A 22,432-nucleotide genomic window follows, 5' to 3' on the forward strand; every position below is an offset into this window, starting at 1 on the left:
TGATCAACATATTTTCCACGTGGATAATAAAATAATTAGGCAAACTGTCCGGTTTCTGGTAAAAATAGGCGCGTTGATTAATATTCGGGAAAATTCGAACTATGACAGAAAGAAAGCAAGGCCGTAGAAGTGCTGAAGCCGCTGAGCAAACTAAGTGCCTGATTCTAAGAGTCGCGGCAGATATGTTCTGTGAGTTAGGGTACGAACGTGTCTCGCTTCGAAACATCAGTGAGAAGGCTGGTGTGTCCCATAGTTTGATTCGCCACCACTTCGGTAGCAAAGAGAAGATCTGGCAAGCCGTCAGCGATGGCATGGATGAATTCATGCAAAGCTACATGGCGCAGTTGGTAAGCGAAATGCCAGCGAATACGCCATCGAATCAAAAAATCTACCTGTTCATGGTAAGAATGCTGGCGTTTGCACTCGTTAACCCGCACCCAGTTCAAATGATTGCCGATGCGATTCGCCAAGGCGACGATGCATTGCTGCAATACTTCTTAAGATCCAAAGATGAGTTCGCGGCGATCTTTACCGACCTCTTTGCTGACTACAACGTGGAATACCCAGAGCATCGCATTGACCAATGGGAATCAAAGTGGCAAATGCTGGTGTTTGCACATGGTGCGATTAGCCTAGCGCCTATGATGCAAGAGACATGGCCAGAAGATGCAGACAATCGCGAGAAAATGCTGATCAACCACTGGGAATTGTTCAACACCATCATGGCAAGTCAGTTTAGCGTGAACAAAGAAGACATGATTCACCCAAGCAAACTGAGTGAAGTTGTGATTGAAATGTGTTGCCCTATCGAAGAACTCACTGCATAAGTTGGGCTTTCAAAAGAACATAAAAAATGCCGAGCATATTGCTCGGCATTTTTGTTTGTGTTTATCGATTCAGAGAGGAAACGAAATGGAACCTACGTTCTGATGGTTAGATTCCTAGTCTCGCTGAAATGACGAGCCTTATTTAACTCTCTAAATCAATGAAATAAGCGAATTAACCACGGTAGTAGCGTTGTGGTACGAACGGCATTTTTTCTACCGTCATTGGTAGCATCTTGCCACGTACTTCTGCAAACAGCTCTGTACCGATAGCCGCTAGATCTGCGCGTACGTAACCCATTGATACTGGCTTGCCTGCGTTAGGGCCTGCTGTACCACTGGTTACCACGCCAATCTTGTTACCGTCTGCATCGAACAGCTCAGCGCCTTCACGAACCGGTGCTTTTGTTTGACCAACCAAGCCAATACGCTTACGTGCAACGTCTTTCGTTTCGATTTGCTTTAGAATGATATCTGCACCAGGGAAGCCACCTGCACGCTCGCCATCTGCGCGACGTACTTTTTGGATGCCCCATAGTAGGCTTGCTTCAACCGGCGTTGTTGTTGTGTCTAGGTCATGACCGTACAGACACAGACCACATTCAAGACGAAGTGAGTCACGAGCACCAAGGCCAATCCACTCTACTTCTTCTTGACCTGTGAGTTTACGAGCCAGTTCTTCTGCTTTGTCCGCAGGAACAGAGATTTCGTAACCGTCTTCACCTGTGTAACCACTACGAGAAACAATGCACTCAACGCCTAGTAGCTCAACTTTGCGAACATCCATAAACAGCATCTCTGCTACTTCTGGTGCGAAACGCGCTAGTACTTCTGCCGCTTTAGGACCTTGAATCGCAAGCAGTGCGCGATCATCAATGATCTCTAGCTCGATGCCAGAAGGAAGATGCGCCTGAAGGTGTGCAATATCTTGCTCTTTACATGCTGCGTTCACAACAACAAACAGATGATCGCCGAGGTTAGCCACCATCAAGTCGTCCATAATGCCGCCCTGCTCATTAGTAAAGAAAGCATAACGTTGCTTGCCCGCACCTAGGTCAACAATATCAACCGGAACCAGTGTCTCTAAGAACGCTGCTGCGCCATCACCAATCAAACGAAGTTGACCCATGTGAGAAACATCGAACAGACCTGCTGCATCACGAGTGTGTAAGTGTTCTTTCTTTACGCCTAGTGGGTATTGAACTGGCATGTCGTAACCCGCGAACGGGACCATCTTTGCGCCTACTTCTACGTGAAGTGCATGCAGTGGTGTTTTCAGAAGTTCTTGAGTCATTTTCGTCTCCATTTAGATAGACCCGAGAATGCTGTCGGCATTCGCATCGAATAATGTTTCCAATAATAAACACGCTTGATTCAATTTTGCACGAACAAGACATCGGTCGACTTTCAAAAGTGTGACTTTTAACATTTTAATCACAACAAAACGCACAAAAAAGGCGCTCTGTTGAGTGAGATATCATCAACAGAGCGCCATCATAACGCATTCAAAGCCGATAGCAAACGTTTGCTTTCACTATAGGAAATTTACAACTATTTATCACTATTTGGCAGTCACCCACAAAATGTGCGCGTCTTCCTCACTCACACTGGTCAACATATGACCCATGTTCGCATCGTAATACACACTGTCGCCTTCGCTTAATACAACAGGCTCATAGAACTCAGAATAAAACATCACCTCACCTGATAAGATGAGTAAAAACTCTTCCCCATCATGGCGAACCCAGTCTTTGTATTCGTCAAAACTACGGGCACGAATTTGGCTCTTAAAAGGCATCATTTTCTTATTGGAAAGTTGAGTCGCCAACAGCTCGTGTTCGTAGGTTTGGGTTGGGTGTGGTTTACCCTCTTTTTTCTTGGTCACATCTCTGCGCCCTGTCGCGACCTTTTTTCTAGGTGGCTCAAACAGTTGCGGCATATCAATTTGTAAGCCATGCGCTAATTTTTGCATCGCTTGGAACGTTGGAGAAATCTGTTCATTCTCGATCTTACTTAGCGTAGAACGTGCAAGGCCAGTTCGTTGGCTCGCCTCTTCTAGCGTAATACCAAGTTTAGAGCGGATATCTTTAATGCGCTGACCGAGCTTAAGCGGTTCAATATTTTGGTCTTGCTGCTCTTTCGCCAACGTCATTGACGGGTATTCATCGTAAATACTTTCTGCCATAAATCCCTCTGTAAATATCCTTTATTCCTTCCTAATAGCATTGTGCATGAACCCTATAGTGGATAAAAGTCCACCGAGTTAATTAAAGCGTGCTCTTGTTAACAAAACCAGAAATCTCGTTTCCTATAGGAAATTTTTGGTTGATTGTTCGTGCCGCAAGCGCTATGTTACCAACTTGTTAGATGTAGAGATGCACATTTCCGTAAGAGATTGGACAAGAGAAACCACAATCCGACGGAGTTTTGCCCACTTATTCGGGCCGAAAGTTCACTCTGTTCTGCTATGCAGTTCAGCTGTTTTGAGGACAAATGAGCCACCATCGCAATCAAACAACTATTTCTACTGCGGGTTCATTTTCAGATTTGGAAGGTCAACTACCATGAACAAGAGTTACCCTAACCACAGCTTGGAAAACTTTTTCTCTACCAACCTCTCTGCGACAGATGACGCTGTCTTTGCTGGAATTCAGGCAGAATTCGCTCGCCAAAACGAACAAATCGAACTTATCGCTTCTGAGAACATCGTTTCTAAAGCGGTAATGCAAGCTCAAGGCACATGCCTAACAAACAAATACGCTGAAGGTTACCCAGGTCGCCGTTACTATGGTGGTTGTGAGCACGTAGATACAGTGGAAGCCATTGCTATCGAACGTGCGAAAAAACTTTTCAATTGTGAATACGCAAACGTTCAACCACACTCAGGCGCACAAGCAAACGGCGCAGTAAAACTGGCACTGCTTCAGCCTGGCGACACCATTCTTGGTATGTCTCTAGACGCGGGTGGCCACCTAACACACGGTGCGCGCCCTGCACTTTCTGGTAAATGGTTTAACGCAGTTCAATACGGCGTTGACCGCGAAACACTAGAAATCAACTACGAGGACGTTCGCCAACTGGCACTTGAGCACCAACCTAAAATGATCATCGCAGGTGGTAGTGCTATTCCACGTACTATCGACTTTGCAAAATTCCGTGAAATCGCAGATGAAGTAAATGCGATTCTTATGGTCGACATGGCACACATCGCCGGTCTTATCGCAACAGGCGCGCACCCTAGCCCGCTTCCTCACGCACACGTTGTTACGACCACAACGCACAAAACATTGCGTGGCCCACGTGGCGGTATGATTCTGACCAATCACGAAGACATCATTAAGAAAATCAACTCAGCGGTGTTCCCAGGTCTACAAGGCGGCCCACTGATGCACGTGATTGCTTCTAAAGCAGTGGCGTTCGGTGAGGCGCTTGGTCCTGAATTCAAAACTTATATTGATTCAGTGATCAACAACGCAAAAGTTCTGGCGGAAGTATTGCAAACTCGCGGTTGCGACATCGTAACCGGTGGTACAGACACGCACTTAATGCTTGTTGACCTTCGCCCTAAAGGCTTGAAAGGTAACAAAGCAGAGGAAGCACTAGAGCGTGCAGGTATCACGTGTAACAAAAATGGCATCCCATTCGACACAGAGAAGCCTATGATTACATCGGGCATCCGTTTAGGAACGCCTGCGGGTACAAGCCGCGGCTTTGGCGCTGAAGAATTCAAACTCATCGGTAATTGGATTGGTGACGTACTGGACGGTTTGGTGAACAACCCTGAAGGTGACGCAGAAGTAGAAAAACGCGTACGCAAGCAAGTGAAAGAGCTTTGCAGTCGTTACCCTCTTTACCAATAAAAGATTTATTAAATCAGAAACTATCCTGACAAGTTATTTGGAGATTAAGCAATGGACAAAACACTGAAGTTTACAGATAGCCACGAGTGGGTACGTGACAACGGTGACGGCACAGTAACTATCGGTATTTCAGAGCACGCTCAAGAGATGCTAGGTGACGTAGTTTTCGTTGACCTACCAGACGTGGAAGATGAAGTCGAAGCAGGCGAAAGCTTTTCTTTGGTGGAGTCTGTAAAAGCGGCTTCAGACATCTACTCACCAATCACTGGCGAAGTAGTTGAAATCAACGAAGAACTAGAAGACAGCCCAGAGCTAATCAACGAAGAACCATACGAAGGTGGTTGGATTGTGAAAGTGAAGCTTTCAGACCCATCTGAGTTGGATGACTTAAAAGATGCGGAAGAATACCTAAGCTCTATCGAAGAAGAGTAATTAGGATGAGACGAAAGCTGTCCCCTAGCATAACGATTAGTGGACAGCTTTTTTTCTAGGTTCGGACGTATAATTTAGATTATCAGTAGCGTAAATCCGTTACCCGAACCAAGGAGTAGGTAAAGGACAATGACTGAATTACTTCAAAGCCTCAGCACACAAAACGAGTTCGTTGCTCGCCACAATGGACCAAACAAATCTGACCAACAGAAAATGTTGGAAGCGATCAACGCAGTTAGCCTAGATTCGCTTATCGACGAAACCGTACCAGCGCAAATTCGCCTAGAGCAGCCAATGAGCTTGGCAGAAGCGAAAAGCGAAGCAGACATGCTGGCAGCAATGCGTGAGTTCGCCGATCAGAACCAAGTTAAACGTACATTCATTGGTCAGGGTTACTACAACACCTTCACGCCAAACGTAATCCTACGTAACGTGATGGAAAACCCGGGCTGGTACACCGCTTACACCCCTTACCAACCAGAGATCTCTCAAGGTCGTCTAGAAGCCCTTCTAAACTACCAACAAATGGTGATGGATCTTACTGGTATGGAAATCGCGAACGCGTCATTGCTTGATGAAGCAACGGCAGCAGCAGAAGCGATGACACTTTGTAAGCGTGCGGGTAAGAGTAAGAGTAACGTATTCTTCGTTGCTGACGACGTTCACCCACAAACCATTGAAGTGGTAAAAACTCGTGCGAAATTCATCGGCTTTGAAGTCCTAGTTGGTTCTCTAGAATCACTACCAGAGCAAGACGTATTCGGCGCGCTAGTTCAATACCCAGGCACAACAGGTGAAGTTCGTGACCTAACGGACATCATCGCAAAAGCGCAAGCAAACAAAACGCTAGTAACCGTAGCGACTGACCTATTGGCTTCTGCCCTACTGAAACCTGCGGGTGAAATGGGCGCAGACGTAGCAATCGGCTCTGCACAACGTTTCGGCGTTCCTATGGGTTACGGCGGTCCACACGCAGCCTTCATGGCAACACGTGACAAACACAAGCGTACAATGCCAGGTCGTGTTATCGGTGTTTCTATCGATACTACCGGCAACCAAGCACTGCGCATGGCAATGCAAACCCGTGAGCAGCACATCCGTCGTGAAAAAGCGACATCAAACATCTGTACCGCTCAAGCTCTACTAGCGAACATGGCGTCTTTCTACGCGGTTTACCACGGCGCAGAAGGTCTACGCACGATTGCTCGTCGTACGCACCACATGACCGCTATCCTAGCTGCCGGCCTAACTAAAGGCGGCTTCGAGCTTGCTCACAACAGCTTCTTCGACACCATTACCATCAATACTGGTGCGCAAACTGAAGACCTATACGCGAAAGCACTAGCAGCAGACATCAACCTACGTAAGTTGGGTACTCAGCTAGGTGTAAGCTTCGATGAAACCACAACAGTGGTAGACGTAGAAGCGCTATTCGCAGTATTCGGTGTGAAAGAAGAAGTCGCAGCCCTATCAACAGAAATTGCTGGCAACGAGTTTGCAGCGATTCCAGAAGCACTGCGCCGCACAACAGAATATCTAACGCACCCTGTGTTTAACACGCACCACAGCGAAACACAGATGATGCGTTACCTAAAACAGCTAGAGAACAAAGACTTCTCGCTAACGCACGGCATGATCCCACTGGGCAGCTGTACGATGAAGCTGAACGCAGCAGCAGAAATGATCCCAGTAACATGGCCTGAGTTTGGTTCGATCCACCCGTTCGCACCAGCAGAACAAGCAGCCGGTTACGCAGCACTAGCAAAAGATCTTAAAGAGAAGCTATGTGAAATCACAGGCTACGACGCATTCTCACTACAACCAAACTCTGGTGCATCGGGTGAGTACGCAGGTCTTATCGCGATTCAACGCTACCACGAAAGCCGTGGCGAAGGTCACCGCAACGTATGTTTGATCCCAAGCTCTGCGCACGGTACTAACCCTGCGACAGCGTCTATGGTGTCAATGAAAGTAGTTGTGGTTAAGTGTGATGAAGAAGGCAACATCGACATCGACGACCTAGCAGCGAAAATCGAGAAACACAAAGACAACCTATCAAGCATCATGATCACTTACCCTTCTACGCACGGCGTATACGAAGAGCAAGTGAAAGAAGTGTGTGAAATGGTCCATGCTGCAGGCGGTCAGGTTTACCTAGACGGCGCAAACATGAACGCACAGGTTGGCCTAACAACGCCGGGTTTCATCGGCTCAGACGTTTCTCACCTAAACCTACACAAAACCTTCTGTATCCCACACGGTGGTGGCGGTCCGGGTATGGGTCCTATTGGTGTGAAATCGCACCTAGCACCTTTCCTTCCGGGTCACATTGAAAACGGTGCAGACGGCGAAAACTTCGCAGTATCCGCAGCAGATATGGGTAGTGCATCTATCCTGCCTATCTCTTGGGCTTACATCGCAATGATGGGCGAAGCTGGCCTAACAGACGCAACAAAAGTAGCGATTCTGAACGCGAACTACGTGATGGAGCAATTGCGTCCTCACTACCCTGTTCTTTACCGTGGCTCAAACGGCCGTGTAGCGCACGAATGTATTATCGACATTCGTCCACTAAAAGAAGAAACAGGCATCAGCGAAGAAGACATCGCGAAGCGTCTAATGGACTACGGTTTCCACGCTCCAACTATGTCGTTCCCTGTAGCAGGTACGCTAATGGTTGAGCCAACGGAATCGGAAGACCTAGAAGAGCTAGACCGCTTCTGTGATGCAATGATCGCAATCCGTGAAGAGATGACGAAGGTTAAGAACGGTGAGTGGCCGCTAGATAACAACCCGCTTGTTAACGCGCCACACACTCAAGTTGACCTTGCGAAAGATGAATGGGATCGCCCTTACTCTCGCGAACTTGGCTGCTTCCCTTCAAAAGCAACCAAATCTTGGAAGTACTGGCCAACAGTAAACCGCGTAGATAACGTATACGGTGACCGTAACCTAATCTGCTCGTGCCCAAGCATCGATAGCTACGAAGATTAATTTTTGTAGAATCTAAATAGATAAAGGCGAACCGATTGGTTCGCCTTTTTTGTTGAAACCTTGAAGTATAATTGCGTAACTATACACACAATTCCAAACTAGAGTAAGAACATAGCATAAAGATAAATAACGGCAGAGTAGTTGTAATCCGTCACAGATATAAACATCAAAGGTTCATACCCTTAAGGTCTTATTGTGCATATTATAAAAATCACCAACGCAGTACCCACTTTGGTTTAGATTGCTATCAATCATAGATGTAGTGAATATTATTTGATGCTCGACATTGAGAGAATTCGATAGTTTTACGATTTCACGCTGAAATAGTTGGCTTCGCTCTTCGGCCATCCCTTTATCTTCTATGTTATCCATAAGCAAGAAACGAGGGTACAAATAAGAAGGATCTTCACAAGAGCATTTAAGCATTGCCAGTCTAAATGCGTTTTTTAGATAAACCATAGAACTTGCGGAGAATAGAGCTCTATCATCAATAGTTACTCGATCTTCAGCAAAATCGAATTCGACATTACGACCATCCACAAATATTTCTTCGTGACCAGCATCTGCTTTAAGAATACTTAGCGTCGCTTCTGAAAGCTTTTTCTTTTTCGCTTTAAGTTCATTTTCCATACGCAGAGTTAATCTATTGATTTCATCATCCAGTGAATTGAAATTTGTCTGTAACGTATCTCGCTCATCATACAATCCATAAAGCTTGGCAAATTCTTTCTTACTGTTGTTCAGAGCCTTAATCTCGTTACGCAACCCACCGATGTCAGCTAGTTTTTGTCTCAATTGAATATTCACAGTTCTCTGAGGCTTACGGATAATTTCGAGGTCTCGCTCTAATTCACCCAGTTTAGTTTCAACTTGGTTTAACTCAACTCTCTGTTCACCAAGCCTTTTTTGCTTCTTTTCAATAAGAAGAACAGATTCTGCAATTTGGAACTCTATTTCTTTCCTTACCTTAAAAGTGGGATCAACATTAATTCCTAATTCAGATTTTGTAGTGCCACACAAAGAACAACCTGTTGGTTGTGATTGGACTTCAGCTTGACAAGCTGGGCAATGATTAAACGCAATATCAGAAAGCGCGTTTATCGTATCTTGAGTCTCCTTAAGTGCCTTTACTCTTCGGCTCAAAGATTCAATAAACATTTTAGAGTCATTTATCTCAAAAGATGTTTTAGCGATTTCCTGCTGGCATGATGTGTAGTTTCCTCTAGCTTCCTGAACTTCCAAAATCAACTTCTTAAGTACTTCATCTTCCGAACTTCCATCTTCCGAAGGAATAGAAAATGCTTCAACTTCAAGTTCTAAGACGTCAATCGCTTTCCGCTTGTCTTCAATCTCACTATCGATTTCTTTAACAGATTTAATTGTGCCACCTAGAAATGAGTGGATAGTTTTAATTTCTTTGATTCGATTTTCCAATGCCAGTTTCAAGCTCTGTAACCTGACTCTTTTTTCATACAGTTCAAAATCAGATAAGCCGATCAATAACTCACCTATAGCTTGACGCTTATTCGGTGAATCGAACTTATCAAACTTAAAGAGTCGATCTGGTGAAGTCATTTGATCAACATAAAGCATGCGAAGCAATTGATGCATAGTGATACTATTCTTGTCATCCGATTTTGAATAAGGCATGCCAAGCTCTTTAAACAACGCTTGGTAAAAGCTCTCTTTTGTGTTTGCGTTGTATGGATGGCGAGTCCAATCAGTTACAGTGGCAACTGCGGCAGCGTCATAACCTCCGCTGAAGATATCCATACCTTTTCTTCCACCTTCAGCAACTTCTCGCTTTAGCGTAAATACTTTGCCACTTAATGAGGCTTCAACAAATACAAAACTACACTGCCTAGCTTCATTCTTTAGTTTAGTTACATCCCCACCAAGCCCGTAGAATATAAAATCCGAGATCGTCGACTTACCTGAACTGTTAACACCTCGGATAATGTTTACACCTGTCGTAAATTTTTCATCGTAGGCAATACTATTACCTTTGGTAATGACTAGCCTTTTGATAGTTAAAAAAGGTTTATACTGCGTCATATCTGTATTCCATTAAGCCTGTTCTTTTTTTAAGTCCACTCTCCCCAAACACTTCAATCGCATTGAGGGCTTGGAATAACTTACAAAAGAGCACTGTAGTTTCATTTGAGTTATCTTTAATCAGCTTTTGAATTGATGAGTTATGAAACTCCTTCGAAATTCGTAATCTACCGTTATTTTCTTCAAAAATACCTTTCGCCTTAAGGATTTGGAGCGCTTGTATATGGTAGTCTCCCATCTCGGAAAATAGTCTCCTCTTGTCTGGTAGAACTTCGTAAGGTGGGTCAATAGAGCTAAAACTACGCTTTAACGCTGCAATTCCTTTCCTTCTTGGAAACTCAATATCTTTAACAAGGTGGGGAAATAGGTAGAACAAATCGTAAATACGAAGTCGTACTGAATCAAAGTCTTCAAGATCTTGCATACTCGCTATGCTGATAAACCTGAACATACAGTGGTAAAGATCGTTTCTAGGATGATAAATAATCACTTTAGTCCCACTCTATATAGCAATTACCTGTAAGTATATACAGTAGTCCGTATAACTCATCTTTGTCAATATTTAGGCTGCAACCATGGACACTTTCTAATACTGGCTGAATTATTTTGTTTTCGACTAAGTCATTGATTTCATAAATTTTAAAATCCTTAGACTTTATTCGAGGGGAGATCTCATGCAAAAATGTGGTTCTAATATTACTTAGGATGTAAGTGTAGAGTTCTTGAGCGGACCTATAATGCGAATACTGCATTATCTTCTTCGATACACGCTCTTTAACATCCATAGCGTAATCCAATAAAAAGTCTCTATTACCGTCAATCAGCTTTTCCCCTAAATTGCGCAACTTACCTTCAACTTTTCGCTCAAGGAAATTGTTGAGCTGATTGGAAAACTCTTTGTACTGTTGATCTGTTTGAATTTCTCTTTCGTGCTCTTCAACAAGTGCCCTCAACCTATGATCTTGGCGATACATTACTGGCGCTTGATGATGGTGTGTTGTTATATGTGTTGAGTTGTCATACACATCTCTTCCTCCAACATTACGCCCAGCACTAACGTTGTCAAAAGAAGTTTTATTTGAATCAAGTACCGACACTTATTACCCTTTTTTGTCCCTACCAACAACGTCACCTCCAGCTCTAATATTGCTCATCTTTACGTTGTTAGAAGATGTTTTAGACCGAAAAAAGAAGTAACCCATAACCGCCACAAATAGGCTGATAACGTAAACACCCAAGCCAGAGAACAAAACATCAAAGTTTTCGCTGACCCAGTTCCAAGCTTTATCCATCACAATGACATCCTCATGATTATCCATAAATTTTATAATGATTTAAGCCGCTGTCACAATTGAACAAATTTAAAAAGACAACTTACCGTCACAATACCTGCAATAGCACTAACTACTAATCCAAGCGCGCGAACGAAAAACTACTTCTCTGTTAGACTGGTAACAGAAGAATTTAGCGTCTCTCCATACCAATCTTTAAAGAACCCCAACACAAAAGTTAAAGCTAAACTCAATAGCAAACATGTTAACCCTTCAGACTCTATGAATTCGATATTCCGAACAGCATACATTTACCTCTTTATCCTCACAAAAGAGATGTTTTATTGTCTACATAGAAATTTTTAAAATGCCCGCAATTACACAACGACTATTTACGTGGTAAGTAGATTCCGAGGTTGGGTAGAATGACTGTAATAAAAACTCCAAGTGTAGTGCTTCAAACCTAGAGTCTAAGTTAGAACTTGTATAAACCCCGCACCTCAAGGCACGAAAAAGTGAGCACACAAGCCTGCCTTTCTTCTTATAACAACTTTTTAAGAGTTAGCGAAATCTCTGAGTAACCTCACACATTCAATATCAACATGATTGCATAATAACTTCGTAACTAATTGATTGTATTTAGTTATGTTTGTCTTTTTTATAAATTGCTAACGGAGATACAATTATGCCAACAACAGGTGAGAAACCGGGAAAAGGTCCATACACTTGCAAGAAATGTGGTCAACGAGTTGTTCTAGATGACTACACAGATACGTTACCTCCTTGCCCTAGATGCTCCCATACTGAATATCGTAAAGGTTAACCAATATGGCAAAGAGTACGCATGTAGTTCCAAATTCAAATGGTGGTTGGGACATAAAGCAAAGTGGTGGTCAAAGATCTTCAGGTCACTTTAATACTAAGCAAGAGGCAATTGAACGAGCTAGGACGATTAGCCAGAATCAACAAACAGAATTAGTCATTCATAACAAGGACGGGCGGATTGCTGCTAAGGATAGTCATGGCAATGATCCTTTTCCACCTAAAGGTTAAATACACTAAACAAACAGTTTAAGGACCCGCAAAGTATAGTATTTTCACTATACGTTGCGTCTATCGTTTAAGATGGAATGCGTAAGCAGTGAATGAATTTACCACTTTTATAGCTCACGACATGCAGCTTGAGATTCCTAGTCTCGCCAAGGCTCGCTGGAATGACCCATCTTAAGCGCCGAGTGTAGTGGTTCAGCTTTTTCTTCTGAATTTGAGTAACCCACTAAACGCCGAGCTTCAAGATCGAAAAAAGGCGAACCACGTGGTTCGCCTTTTCATTATTGGATGAGGTAACTGAGTTAGGACTGAGACGTTTAGGGTGTTAAACCGAAACCAATCAAGGGTAACTTGTTCCGACTTCCCCTAATCACCAGTCAGGTTATTGCTCTTTACCACCGCAACGTAGCTCTCAATCACTGGGTGATCGAACTGTTCCGATTCGTACATCACCCAACGTTGCGCTACGGTGAGGTCAGTAAACGAACCATCCTTAAAATCACCGCGCCAACGGACATCAAATTCAGCGACATATTTACCTTCGCCTAGGTAAGAAACATCAATACTCTCGATATCGTGGTCGTCAGACAGCAACAAGCCATGTATCCATTGGTGCCATTCCATAAACTCTTGGCGAGAATGGATTTCGTAATCGGGAAAGTCGACTTGGATATTTTCATCAATGAGATCTGCAAATGCTTCTGCTGGCACTCGCACCTTTCCTACGGTTGCACGCTCATACATTGAGAACACGCGATATACAAAGCTCTTGATGTCGTTCTTGGTAAACTTGTGTTCCGCATACTGCTGAATCAATTTGTCGTAATCCGCTTTTTGATAATGCATTGTGGACACCTATTCCTTATTTAAGGCTTTGCAGGTAAGCGACGATTTCGGGTTTGTCTTCAGCGATTGCCTTTTCAAGTGGCGTATTACCGTCTTTCCCTTTAATCGTGATGTCACCACCATTGGCAACCAAGATTTTTAGTGCGGGCAGGTTGTTAGCCCATACCGCATCATGCAGTGGTGTATAACCATTTCTTGGGCCAACAGCGTTAACGTCATAGTCAGCTTCAATTAGTAGTTCGACGATTCGCGTATTGTCTTGGAACATCGCGGCATGCAGCGCGGTGCCGCCGTAAGAATCTCTTTCATCCGGATCGGGATTGGTTTTCAATAATTTAATCACTTGAGCTTCATTGCCGTTGTAAGCAGCAAGGTGAATGGTATCTGCGCAAAATGCTTGAAATGCCGCAGTGATGGCAACGGCTGCCAACGAGAAAATGACAATTAACTTTTTCATATTACCCACTATTTTTTGGTTTCTTGTTTTATCAGCTTCCATGTATCAGAGAAGCCGTAACCTTGATTAAAGCTTATACCGATTAACGACTAGAATTCGATTTCTTTACCATCTCGGAAGAAGCCACCTGTTGGTCCATTTGCTGGCAAGTTTGTAGCCCAAGTTATGCCACTTGCCCCCTGCTCTACAGGTCTACCGCCGCTTCCGCCCATGTCTGTCGCGACCCAACCCGGACAAACAGCGTTAACCAAAATGCCACTGCTTTTGAGTTGATTGGCCAACATTAAGGTCAATGAGTTAAGGGCGATCTTCGACATGCTGTATGCAGGAGTGCTGCCAGTCTGGTTTTTAATCGCACCCGCACCACTGCTGACGTTAACGATTCGAGCTTGTTGGCTGTTTTGAAGCAAAGGTAAGAAGGCTTGTGTCATCCGCCATGCTCCATAAACATTGGTATCCATTGCTTCTTGAACGGTATTGAGGTCTGCGTTCACGACGTTTTGCCAAGTGTCATAGTGAATGGCGGCATTGTTGATTAACACATCGACAGCAGAGAAACGTTGCTCAACAAACTTAACCAATTGGTCAATGCTCTCTTGGTTAGTAATATCAAGTTGCGCCGCTAATAAGTTGTCCAACCCCAACTCTTCTAGTGTTTGCTGTGCGCTACTCAACTGACGAGCCGTGACAATGACTAAGTCGCCTTGCTCCGCCAATTGACGACTGACTTCTTTACCAAGGCCACGGTTTGCGCCAGTAACAATCGCGACTCGCTGGGTTGTGTTTTTCATGTCGAGTTCCTCGTCAGTTTTTTATCTGGTTAAGCTCGAGTTTCAGTTGCTTCGAAGGTTTTCATCTCAACCGAATCAAACCAAGGGCGAGCGATCTCAAAATGCTCTGTCATGTGCGCTGTGGCCAGATGCGCCTGTAGTTGTTGCTCTGACTGCCATTCTTCATAAAGGAATAGCGTATTTTCGTCGTCTGCACTGATGTTTTGTTGATAGGTAATGCAGCCATCTTCCGCACGAACCACTTTTGCAAGCTCCGCCATGTGCTCGATAAAAAGCGATTTGAATTGAGGTTTTACTTTGCCTGTTACAGTAACGATGATCATAATTCTCTCTCTTATTTTGTGTAATCTGCGCTTCGATAGGTTCTAGATTACTTAGTGTGAGTCGCAATAGATTGAAGAATCCTGCTTCGATTTTTGTACTTTATTGCTAGTGACTCTGAACTCTGCTGGGTTTGGATCAGAGACTCATGCTTTCACTGTTTTATTTATTGAGAATACCGCCAATGCAAACAGTGCGAACAACGCGTAAACCAGAGATACTTGGCTAAGATCGGTGCTATCAATCACATGAGTAAACAAGGCTGAGATTAGCGCACCAGCACCGAATGTTGTCGCTGTGTATAAACCGCTTGCCACACCTGCGTTTTCTTTAAAATCTGCCAGTGCATTTGCCGGACAGCTGCATAAAAGCATGGTGCAACCGATAGCAATAATCACCATAGGACCAATGAGAGAATACCAAGCTTGAATGCCACTCATAACAAACATGAGTACGCCGCCCGTCACAATCAATCCGAGTGACAGTGCGATTAAAGATTTAATGCTTAAGCGTGCGTTAATGGCTGGCGATAAGAAGCTACCAAGCATGAAGACAATTGCGATAGCCATAAACATTTGACCAAATGCGACCTGTGATACTTCAAGTTTGCCCATCAGGTACATTGGCGCAACGGTAAGTAGGTAGATGAACAAGCTCTGAGCCACCAGCGCAAAGAATAGGAATGTCTTAAAGCGCGTATTCGCAACTACGTCGGCATAACGGCGAATAAAGCTAGTGTTCGTTACATTCGATGCTTCTGCTACCGAAGATTGCTGCTCTTTTTTGTCATTTGGCAGAGTCAGGAAAATCCAAACAACGCTAACGACACCAAGTACCGACATGATTGTGAACAGCGTAAACCAAGAGTTTGTCTCGACAATGTACGCACCGGCAAGCGGAGCACTAACCGGAACAAACGCAAGAATACCATTCAGATAGCTGTAGGCTTTATTCAAGTGCTCGCCTTCAAATCGCATGCGGATAAGAGCAAAGATCGCGGTAAAGCACGCGCTGCCAGCAAAGCTTTGTAGCGCACGAAACGCCAAGAACTGCATTGCTTGGTCGCTATCAATGGTCGAAATCATAAAAGAGCTGAAAGCAAACAAAGCGAGACCAATCAGCGCGATGTTCTTTTTGCCTATGGTGTCAGCCATGCCACCCCAGAACAATTGGCCAAGCCCCCAGAACAACATGTAGGTGCTGATCGCCATTGAAGGCACGCCTTGGTCAGAGAAGAATTCTCCGATTTGATATACCGCAGGTAAGAAGATGTCTAAGCCAAGTGGCAGTAGGGTGAAAAGAGGTAAACCCGCAAGAAGAGTCAGCCCGACACTGTTTGTCATTGGGACTGTTTTTGTTGCTGTTGTCATAATAACTTTCCTATCTACACCCTGAACTTTTCAAGGTGCTTTTCCAATAAGTTACGCACTCTGCGTCTATGGAATAAATGATATAGATAAGATGAGTTAGAACTAGATGATGAATAGCTAAATTATTATTAGGCAAAAGCTAACAATCTAGCTATTCAAAGCCAAGATCAAAAAAGGCGAACCAATTGGCTCGCCTTTTTTGATCATAGGATTTTGTTAGCTCGCTTTTGATATCACCGACTCTTATCTAAGATAGTTGATCATTCGAGCTATTTGATAATGTCATTGCTCTATCCTGCCGTTCAGAGAAACCCTAGTATCGGTTTGGCTTAGATAACATCTTTGCAATCTTCCTTCTTCACAACATGCGTCAAAAGATGCTGGTGGTTTATATCAAGCCATGTGATGTGCATATTAATGCCCATTTGAAGTAAATCTGGCGTTTCACAAGCTTCACTAAGTAAAGCGTTTTTATCGACCTCTAATGTTTCATCTTCCGCAAATGTGTCTTGATAAACGAAGATCTGCTCTACGTAATTATGACCAGCTACAATGTCTTCATAAACTTGAAATTCGCTTATAGGAAGTGGTAACTCAATCTCTTTTTTCATCTGTTCAACGACGATTTTTATTGTCTCATATTGCTTTAGGGCTTTGCTCATCTCAGTGCTGTTTTTTTCAGCAAACTCTTTGCTGATTGAGGATGTGAAAGCAATAAGTTCTTCTCTTTGAGTCTCCGTCGTTGCTTGTTCAAGTAAAGAATTACAGCCTACAAGTTTTTTATTCTTAACGGTACTATCGTGCATATCCGAAAGCGAATATTTAGTGAAAGTGTCCCACCTAAAAATGCCAGCACATGCCTCTGAGTTGAGGGCTGTTAAGTACACCTGCATCTGTGCGGGGGACATTACTTCCTTATAGGCTTCACGCAAACGAGATTTATGTTCATCGCCCAAATATGTATTTATTAGACTCTCTTTTACAATCAACTGGTAATTTGGATCAGTACTAACACTAGGTTTGTCTGGCACCCGCTTTGCTATCGCTTTTATGTAAGTTTTTGCTACCTCTTCAACGTCATCAATATTGAATACCTCATCTATGAAGTTGTCATAAATAGCGCTACTTTGGGTATAACCATCTTCGTGCTTAGAGGCTTTCTGATACCAATAAATCGATTGTGTATCATCTCTTGGTACACCTTTACCTTCTTTGTACATCCTCCCAAGATTACTTTGACCTAGCGCGCTTCCCTGTTCTGCGGCTTTTCTGTACCAAGATACGGCTTGCTTATAGTCTTGCAGTACACCTTTACCCTCTTCGTACATGAACCCTAGGCTGTTTTGGGCATCAGCATCTCCTTGCTCTGCGGATTTTCTATACCAAGACACCGCTTGTTTGTTATCTCGTGGGACGCCTTTACCTTCCTCGTACATCCACCCTAGATAAACCTGTCCAGTCGCATCGTCTTTTTCAGCAGCTTTTCTGTACCAAGAGACCGCTTGTTTATTGTCTTGCGGGACGCCTCTACCTTCTTCATACATCCACCCTAGATTAGTTTGACCTCTCGCATATCCTTGCTCTGCGGCTTTTCTGTACCAAGAGACTGCTTGTTTATCATCTTGAAGTACACCTTTGCCCTCTTCGTACATTAATCCTAGATTGTTTTGAGCTAACGCATACCCTTGCTCGGCAGCTTTTTTATACCAAGAGACTGCTTGTATATCATCCTGAGGGACACCTTTGCCTTCTTCGTACATTATTCCTAGATTGTTTTGAGCTAACGCATACCCTTGCCCGGCGGCTTTTCTATACCAAGATACTGCTTGTTCATAATCCTGAGGGACACCTTTGCCTTCTTTGTACATCCACCCTAGATTAGCTTGGCCTCTTTCATCCCCTTGCTCTGCGGCTTTTCTATACCAAGAGACTGCTTGTTCATCATCCTGAGGGACACCCTTACCTTCTTCGTACATCCAACCTAGATTGCTTTCAGCTCTCGCGTAGCCCTGATCGGCAGCTTTTCTATACCAATAGACTGCTTGTGCATCATCCTGAGGTACACCTTTACCGTTTCTATACATCCACCCTAGATTAGTTTGACCTCGAGCGCTCCCTTGCAAAGCAGCTTTTCTATACCAAGAGACTGCTTGTGCATCATCCTGAGGTACACCTTTACCGTTTCTATACATCCACCCTAGATTAACTTGCCCATTTGCATACCCTTGCTCAGCGGCTTTTCTATACCAAGACAAAGCTTGTGCGTCGTCCTGAGGGACACCTTTACCTTCTTCGTACATAACGCCTAGATTGTTTTCAGCTCTCGCATATCCCTGATCAGCCGCTTTTCTGTACCAAAACACCGCTTGTGTATCATCTTGAGGAGCACCTCTGCCCATCTCATACATCCAACCTAAGTTGGTTTGAGCTCTTGCAAACTCTTGCTCCGCCGCTTTTCTATACCAAGAAACCGCCTGCTTATCGTCTTGAGGAACACCTCTGCCCACCTTATACATCCAACCTAAGTTGGTTTGTGCTTTAGCGTACCCCTGCTCTGCAGCTTTTCTGTACCAATAAACGGCTTGTGTATCATCTTGCGACACACCTTTACCGTCTTCGTACATCCACCCGAGGTTGTTTTGCCCTCTCGAGTGTCCCTGACCCGCAGATTTCTTATACCAATACACCGCGCGCGTATCATCTTGGGGCACACCTTCCCCCTTTTCGTACATGGCGCCTAGGTTGCTTTGAGCTAGAGCATCTCCTTGCTCTGAGGCTTTTCCATACCAATAGACTGCTTTTGTATCGTCTAGTGGTATACCTTTCCCCCCATCATACATACTACCTAAGTTGTTCTGACCTCTTGCATATTCCTGCTCCGCCGCTTTTCTATACCAATACACCGCTTGAGTATCGTCTTGAGGAACACCTTTTCCCCCCTCGTACATCCAACCTAGGTTAACTTGAGCTCTAGCGTATCCCTGTTCTGCTGCTTTTCTGTACCAATAAACCGCTTTAGTATCGTCTTGAGGGCCACCTCTGCCGCTTTTGTGCATCCATCCAAGGTTAGTTTGCGCTCTAGCATATCCCTGCTCTGCTGCTTTTGCGTACCAATAGACGGCTTTTTTGTCATCTTGCACTACACCATCGCCATCTCTGTAAATGTTCCCTAGGTTATATTGAGCTTCAGCGTCTCCTTGCTTCGCATTTTGAAAATATTCACTTTTTTTTAATTCAAAGTCCGGTTCATTCAGCCCTTGAGTACATCCAGCCAAGGCAATAGAAGCTGTTAATAAGATTAAAGTCCGCATCTCTATCTCTTAATATCGTTAGTAATTATTAGTTATGAGTGGTTCGCAATTTTCAAGTAATGGATAACAAGCTGCAGTCGTCGTGATAGCAAGCAACGGGTCGGCTGTATTGCTTAGTTCGCAACCCCAATTTAAATTCAACTCGATTTGCAAACAGCTCGCTATTCTCTAACTCTCAGTAGCACTTAAAATATGAGCGCGTTAACTTTGCCAAAAGCCTCAGCTTTATACACAACAGATAAAACCACCGTAAAATTCGCCCGAAATCAAATGGGGGGAAATATAGGTCCGTCATATTCCGTCTGTACTGCACTTTATGATTTATAAAATATCACTACGAGGTGTTTTAAAACATATAAAAGGAATTATTTCAATGCTTTGAGATGTTCAACGTGACGCCCTGATAGATTTTTACACTGAGATAACCTTGGGGTTAGAAAGCTCGTATCGAGACCATATCGGCAACAAGATTATTGAACGTAATTTTTTATTTTTGAGCTAGGGGTAAAGCCAAGCTTGTCTCTCTAACATTTTCATCATGATCAAAAAAGGCGAACCATTTGGCTCGCCTCTTTTGTTAGTTGTTTTTTGTTAGCTCGCTTTTGATGCCGCGTGCTGCGCTACCATAAACGCGATGACTTCTTCGTTTAAGCAAGATTTGCTGATGTATTGGCGTTGTTTGCCAAGATGAAGGATAAAGCCCAAATCGGTTTGTTCGAGTTGGTCGATTTCATTCCAAGCGAGGCTGCGATCAACTTTGCCGCTTTTGTAGCGCACGCCCTCTGCATTCACATCAAAAACCACTTTGCTGCCACGGCTTGAGCTGATGGTTTGACGCCACAACCACCAAGTTCTTTTGAAGTAAACGCTGCACGCTTCAATCACACTCAATACGATAAAGAACCAACCGACATAACCGTTAGGTAGCAGTTCAAACTCCAATAAAACCACACCAAAGACAAGAAACAGTATCCCTTTTAGATACGCTTTTGGGAACTTCGTTGGCTGGCTAGTTTGATCATAACACTCAGCAAAGAAAGGTTTGTCGAGTATGTATTCTGTAGTGAATTCGAAATCTTTAGACATGTATGGTTACTTCAAGGCTTCTGTAAATGAGTAATCTTGGTTGCACTCTCGCAACGCATGCATTGTAGCGCTTCTCAGGATTTATCTTTAGTCCTTTTAATTCTGTTTTGTAAATCAATGATACCGCCACGCAAAAAGACCTCGGTGCACTTGCCAAGATCAAACAAGGCGAACCATTTGGCTCGCCTTGTTAATTAGTGACCTATGTGACTTCTTGAGGTTTTCTACTTTAGAGGGTCGTTGTCTGGCAATGCACTGTGTATCCATACTGCCAGTCGGTGTTTGATGCTTGCGCCGTCTAGCTTGCTTTCCGGTAGTGGCGTGATCTGTTTTGCATCAACCAAGAATAGGTAAATCGCTTTTACTCTTAGAGGTTGTGGTGACTGTGGAAGGTCAAAACCTTGTAGCTTCGCCATCTTCCCACCAATCTCTAGTGCCTTCTTAACCAGTTTGTCTTCATTGTGAAGCTTGGAGCTTTTTGACATTGATAAATCCTCTTCTTCGCTTCAATTAAGAATACATGAAGTGTCACGTATGGCGTGTTAGTAAGCTCGCATATTGATAAGTTTATGCGTTATTATTGAGTAACTGATTGAAAAATGACCTTATTTCGTCATCACCAAGATTGAGCAGGTAGTCGCCAACATACCATTCAACAATAGATTGATTTGGATGTGCCGTGACTTGTGGGTTACCAAACCAAATGCCCTTTTCCGTGGCAAACGTGTGTTGGAGTTCTTTCAACTCTTCACAGCTAAATGGCAGGATAAGGTGCAACATGTTTGCTTGAGGCTGGGTTGGTCTTACCGCCAAAGATGGGAACTCTTCAATGATCTTGTAGATCTGCTTTGTTCGTTCAAATAGAGCTGGCATTTGTGCCAACCTTTCATCAAACTGCATCGCCGCAGACACCACATAAGGTGTTCTGTGATACAGGTTGCCACCTTGGCGCTTCATCCACATTGAAGCCAGTTCAATGAACGACTTTGAGCCAAGCAGCATAGAGCCGCCCATACCGTTGATGCCTTTGTAGAGTGAAACATAGGTCGTATCAAAACCAGCGGCGATCTCGCGGTATTCTTTCTGATAGTAAGCTGCGGTTTCCCAAAGTCTTGCGCCATCCATGTGGAGATGAATGTCATTTTCGGCGCAGTACGCTTTGATTTCTTCCAGTTCTGACCATGAAGGTAGCTGACCACCAATTTCACGCATCGGGAGTTCATAAAGAACGGCTGCGATTTCATCCGGCCACGCAGTGAGATCCTCAAGCTTCCATGTTTGGTAAGGGTTCCCTACTGGCAAAATACTAAAGCGATGTTGAAGCTGATAGCCTTGTTTTTCATGCACCGGAATATGGCTAGATGCGTGCATGGCGACAATAGGATTACGCTTTTGTCTTGTGACAATTTCAAGCACTGTTGGCTGCGTCATCGTCCCTGTTACAACAAAAAGCCCCGCCTCGTAACCCAGCATATCGGCAACCTTTTGCTCGAACGCCTGAATCGTTTCTCCCTCGCCGTAGACATCATGATTCACGTTGTTTTCTTCGCACCACTTTGCCATTTTCGCAAAGTGTTCGGCCGGAGAGTCTTCTCTATTACCAGGGAGATGGGTATGACAAAGCTGTTTTAGGTGGGCACTCATTGTTCTGTCCTTTGGATCAAAGCTTCAACAATGTAACTTGTTAATACGGAGGCGTAAACTGCATTTTCGCGGTGTATTTTCTGCGTATGCCTCCGTGCTGAACCTCCGATTGGACATAGA

Annotated in this window: 21 protein-coding genes; 6 read left to right on the top strand and 15 right to left on the bottom strand. The window is 44.0% G+C overall.

What is annotated here, in order from left to right; genetic code table 11:
• Window positions 1–101 precede the first annotated feature (101 nt).
• Window positions 102–827, top strand: a complete 726-nt coding sequence (locus VCHENC03_RS22715; protein WP_005441953.1) for a TetR/AcrR family transcriptional regulator — start codon at window positions 102–104, stop codon at window positions 825–827.
• Window positions 828–999: 172 nt separating this feature from the next.
• Here the strand turns inward: VCHENC03_RS22715 and gcvT are convergent, their stop codons facing one another.
• Window positions 1,000–2,118, bottom strand: a complete 1,119-nt coding sequence (gcvT, locus tag VCHENC03_RS22710; RefSeq protein WP_009704499.1) for a glycine cleavage system aminomethyltransferase GcvT — start codon at window positions 2,116–2,118, stop codon at window positions 1,000–1,002.
• A gap of 267 nt (window positions 2,119–2,385) precedes the next feature.
• Window positions 2,386–3,009 carry a helix-turn-helix domain-containing protein gene (locus VCHENC03_RS22705; protein WP_005431308.1) on the bottom strand — a complete coding sequence of 208 codons (624 nt, stop codon included), beginning with the start codon at window positions 3,007–3,009 and terminating at the stop codon, window positions 2,386–2,388.
• Window positions 3,010–3,388: 379 nt separating this feature from the next.
• On the opposite strand from VCHENC03_RS22705, the gene VCHENC03_RS22700 reads away from it, so the two are divergent.
• The 3 genes from VCHENC03_RS22700 to gcvP all read left to right on the top strand — a co-directional run bounded on the left by VCHENC03_RS22700 (window position 3,389) and on the right by gcvP (window position 8,110).
• Window positions 3,389–4,684, top strand: coding sequence for a serine hydroxymethyltransferase (locus VCHENC03_RS22700; RefSeq protein WP_005451650.1), 1,296 nt, complete (start codon window positions 3,389–3,391; stop codon window positions 4,682–4,684).
• Window positions 4,685–4,735: 51 nt separating this feature from the next.
• A complete protein-coding gene (gene gcvH, locus VCHENC03_RS22695; RefSeq protein ID WP_009704500.1) occupies window positions 4,736–5,116 on the top strand; it encodes a glycine cleavage system protein GcvH in 381 nt (126 codons plus the stop codon).
• A gap of 129 nt (window positions 5,117–5,245) precedes the next feature.
• Window positions 5,246–8,110 carry an aminomethyl-transferring glycine dehydrogenase gene (gene gcvP / locus VCHENC03_RS22690; RefSeq protein ID WP_009704501.1) on the top strand — a complete coding sequence of 955 codons (2,865 nt, stop codon included), beginning with the start codon at window positions 5,246–5,248 and terminating at the stop codon, window positions 8,108–8,110.
• Between the two features lie 174 nt (window positions 8,111–8,284).
• On the opposite strand, the gene VCHENC03_RS22685 is transcribed toward gcvP, so the two are convergent.
• The 4 genes from VCHENC03_RS22685 to VCHENC03_RS22675 form a co-directional block, all read right to left on the bottom strand.
• On the bottom strand, window positions 8,285–10,165 hold the full coding sequence (locus VCHENC03_RS22685; RefSeq protein WP_009704502.1) for an AAA family ATPase: 1,881 nt from the start codon (window positions 10,163–10,165) through the stop codon (window positions 8,285–8,287).
• On the bottom strand, window positions 10,152–10,589 hold the full coding sequence (locus VCHENC03_RS0125320; RefSeq protein WP_157621012.1) for an ABC-three component system middle component 5: 438 nt from the start codon (window positions 10,587–10,589) through the stop codon (window positions 10,152–10,154). The genes VCHENC03_RS22685 and VCHENC03_RS0125320 overlap by 14 nt, the downstream gene beginning before the upstream one ends.
• Window positions 10,590–10,656: 67 nt before the next feature.
• Entirely contained in the window at window positions 10,657–11,262 is a 606-nt protein-coding gene (locus VCHENC03_RS22680) for an ABC-three component system protein (RefSeq protein WP_155647818.1), read from the bottom strand.
• A 3-nt stretch (window positions 11,263–11,265) separates the two neighbouring features.
• Entirely contained in the window at window positions 11,266–11,460 is a 195-nt protein-coding gene (locus VCHENC03_RS22675) for a hypothetical protein (protein ID WP_155647817.1), read from the bottom strand.
• A gap of 661 nt (window positions 11,461–12,121) precedes the next feature.
• On the opposite strand from VCHENC03_RS22675, the gene VCHENC03_RS28200 reads away from it, so the two are divergent.
• Together VCHENC03_RS28200 and VCHENC03_RS0125325 are read left to right on the top strand one after the other, a co-directional pair.
• Window positions 12,122–12,259: a zinc ribbon-containing protein gene (locus VCHENC03_RS28200; protein WP_081096608.1), complete on the top strand. Its 138-nt coding sequence runs from the start codon at window positions 12,122–12,124 to the stop codon at window positions 12,257–12,259.
• Window positions 12,260–12,264: 5 nt separating this feature from the next.
• Window positions 12,265–12,489: a DUF2188 domain-containing protein gene (locus tag VCHENC03_RS0125325; RefSeq protein WP_032802037.1), complete on the top strand. Its 225-nt coding sequence runs from the start codon at window positions 12,265–12,267 to the stop codon at window positions 12,487–12,489.
• Window positions 12,490–12,852: 363 nt separating this feature from the next.
• On the opposite strand, the gene VCHENC03_RS27940 is transcribed toward VCHENC03_RS0125325, so the two are convergent.
• The 9 genes from VCHENC03_RS27940 to VCHENC03_RS22635 all read right to left on the bottom strand — a co-directional run bounded on the left by VCHENC03_RS27940 (window position 12,853) and on the right by VCHENC03_RS22635 (window position 22,312).
• Window positions 12,853–13,332, bottom strand: coding sequence for a hypothetical protein (locus VCHENC03_RS27940; protein WP_009704506.1), 480 nt, complete (start codon window positions 13,330–13,332; stop codon window positions 12,853–12,855).
• Window positions 13,333–13,348: 16 nt separating this feature from the next.
• The gene (locus tag VCHENC03_RS22670; protein WP_032802219.1) at window positions 13,349–13,789 is read right to left on the bottom strand and encodes an ankyrin repeat domain-containing protein; all 441 of its coding nucleotides are present in this window, start codon (window positions 13,787–13,789) and stop codon (window positions 13,349–13,351) included.
• An 89-nt stretch (window positions 13,790–13,878) separates the two neighbouring features.
• A complete protein-coding gene (locus VCHENC03_RS22665) occupies window positions 13,879–14,580 on the bottom strand; it encodes an SDR family NAD(P)-dependent oxidoreductase (RefSeq protein WP_009704508.1) in 702 nt (233 codons plus the stop codon).
• Window positions 14,581–14,609: 29 nt separating this feature from the next.
• Complete coding sequence (locus VCHENC03_RS22660; protein WP_009704509.1) at window positions 14,610–14,903, bottom strand: putative quinol monooxygenase; 294 nt, start codon at window positions 14,901–14,903, stop codon at window positions 14,610–14,612.
• 144 nt (window positions 14,904–15,047) lie between these two features.
• Window positions 15,048–16,271, bottom strand: coding sequence for an MFS transporter (locus tag VCHENC03_RS22655; RefSeq protein WP_009704510.1), 1,224 nt, complete (start codon window positions 16,269–16,271; stop codon window positions 15,048–15,050).
• A 329-nt stretch (window positions 16,272–16,600) separates the two neighbouring features.
• Window positions 16,601–19,582 (bottom strand): SEL1-like repeat protein, encoded by a 2,982-nt coding sequence (locus VCHENC03_RS28095; RefSeq protein WP_032802039.1) that lies wholly within the window; start codon window positions 19,580–19,582, stop codon window positions 16,601–16,603.
• A gap of 591 nt (window positions 19,583–20,173) precedes the next feature.
• Window positions 20,174–20,668 carry a YcxB family protein gene (locus tag VCHENC03_RS22645; RefSeq protein WP_009704512.1) on the bottom strand — a complete coding sequence of 165 codons (495 nt, stop codon included), beginning with the start codon at window positions 20,666–20,668 and terminating at the stop codon, window positions 20,174–20,176.
• Between the two features lie 224 nt (window positions 20,669–20,892).
• Window positions 20,893–21,153, bottom strand: coding sequence for a DUF5062 family protein (locus VCHENC03_RS22640; protein ID WP_005376453.1), 261 nt, complete (start codon window positions 21,151–21,153; stop codon window positions 20,893–20,895).
• Window positions 21,154–21,235: 82 nt separating this feature from the next.
• Window positions 21,236–22,312 (bottom strand): threonine aldolase family protein, encoded by a 1,077-nt coding sequence (locus tag VCHENC03_RS22635; protein WP_009704513.1) that lies wholly within the window; start codon window positions 22,310–22,312, stop codon window positions 21,236–21,238.
• Window positions 22,313–22,432: the final 120 nt, after the last annotated feature.

Source organism: Vibrio sp. HENC-03, assembly GCF_000305755.2.
Lineage (GTDB): Bacteria > Pseudomonadota > Gammaproteobacteria > Enterobacterales > Vibrionaceae > Vibrio > Vibrio owensii.

What these genes read in the sequence shown, in the direction of transcription:
- VCHENC03_RS28095 (WP_032802039.1), bottom strand. Translation starts at nt 19,582, where the DNA reads ATGCGGACTTTAATCTTATTAACAGCTTCTATTGCCTTGGCTGGATGT.
- VCHENC03_RS22640 (WP_005376453.1), bottom strand. Translation starts at nt 21,153, where the DNA reads ATGTCAAAAAGCTCCAAGCTTCACAATGAAGACAAACTGGTTAAGAAG.
- VCHENC03_RS22670 (WP_032802219.1), bottom strand. Translation starts at nt 13,789, where the DNA reads ATGAAAAAGTTAATTGTCATTTTCTCGTTGGCAGCCGTTGCCATCACT.
- VCHENC03_RS22655 (WP_009704510.1), bottom strand. Translation starts at nt 16,271, where the DNA reads ATGACAACAGCAACAAAAACAGTCCCAATGACAAACAGTGTCGGGCTG.
- VCHENC03_RS22645 (WP_009704512.1), bottom strand. Translation starts at nt 20,668, where the DNA reads ATGTCTAAAGATTTCGAATTCACTACAGAATACATACTCGACAAACCT.
- gcvP (WP_009704501.1), top strand. Translation starts at nt 5,246, where the DNA reads ATGACTGAATTACTTCAAAGCCTCAGCACACAAAACGAGTTCGTTGCT.
- VCHENC03_RS22665 (WP_009704508.1), bottom strand. Translation starts at nt 14,580, where the DNA reads ATGAAAAACACAACCCAGCGAGTCGCGATTGTTACTGGCGCAAACCGT.
- VCHENC03_RS22685 (WP_009704502.1), bottom strand. Translation starts at nt 10,165, where the DNA reads ATGACGCAGTATAAACCTTTTTTAACTATCAAAAGGCTAGTCATTACC.
- VCHENC03_RS22635 (WP_009704513.1), bottom strand. Translation starts at nt 22,312, where the DNA reads ATGAGTGCCCACCTAAAACAGCTTTGTCATACCCATCTCCCTGGTAAT.
- gcvT (WP_009704499.1), bottom strand. Translation starts at nt 2,118, where the DNA reads ATGACTCAAGAACTTCTGAAAACACCACTGCATGCACTTCACGTAGAA.
- VCHENC03_RS0125325 (WP_032802037.1), top strand. Translation starts at nt 12,265, where the DNA reads ATGGCAAAGAGTACGCATGTAGTTCCAAATTCAAATGGTGGTTGGGAC.
- gcvH (WP_009704500.1), top strand. Translation starts at nt 4,736, where the DNA reads ATGGACAAAACACTGAAGTTTACAGATAGCCACGAGTGGGTACGTGAC.
- VCHENC03_RS22705 (WP_005431308.1), bottom strand. Translation starts at nt 3,009, where the DNA reads ATGGCAGAAAGTATTTACGATGAATACCCGTCAATGACGTTGGCGAAA.
- VCHENC03_RS22715 (WP_005441953.1), top strand. Translation starts at nt 102, where the DNA reads ATGACAGAAAGAAAGCAAGGCCGTAGAAGTGCTGAAGCCGCTGAGCAA.
- VCHENC03_RS22660 (WP_009704509.1), bottom strand. Translation starts at nt 14,903, where the DNA reads ATGATCATCGTTACTGTAACAGGCAAAGTAAAACCTCAATTCAAATCG.
- VCHENC03_RS22700 (WP_005451650.1), top strand. Translation starts at nt 3,389, where the DNA reads ATGAACAAGAGTTACCCTAACCACAGCTTGGAAAACTTTTTCTCTACC.
- VCHENC03_RS27940 (WP_009704506.1), bottom strand. Translation starts at nt 13,332, where the DNA reads ATGCATTATCAAAAAGCGGATTACGACAAATTGATTCAGCAGTATGCG.
- VCHENC03_RS28200 (WP_081096608.1), top strand. Translation starts at nt 12,122, where the DNA reads ATGCCAACAACAGGTGAGAAACCGGGAAAAGGTCCATACACTTGCAAG.
- VCHENC03_RS0125320 (WP_157621012.1), bottom strand. Translation starts at nt 10,589, where the DNA reads ATGCAAGATCTTGAAGACTTTGATTCAGTACGACTTCGTATTTACGAT.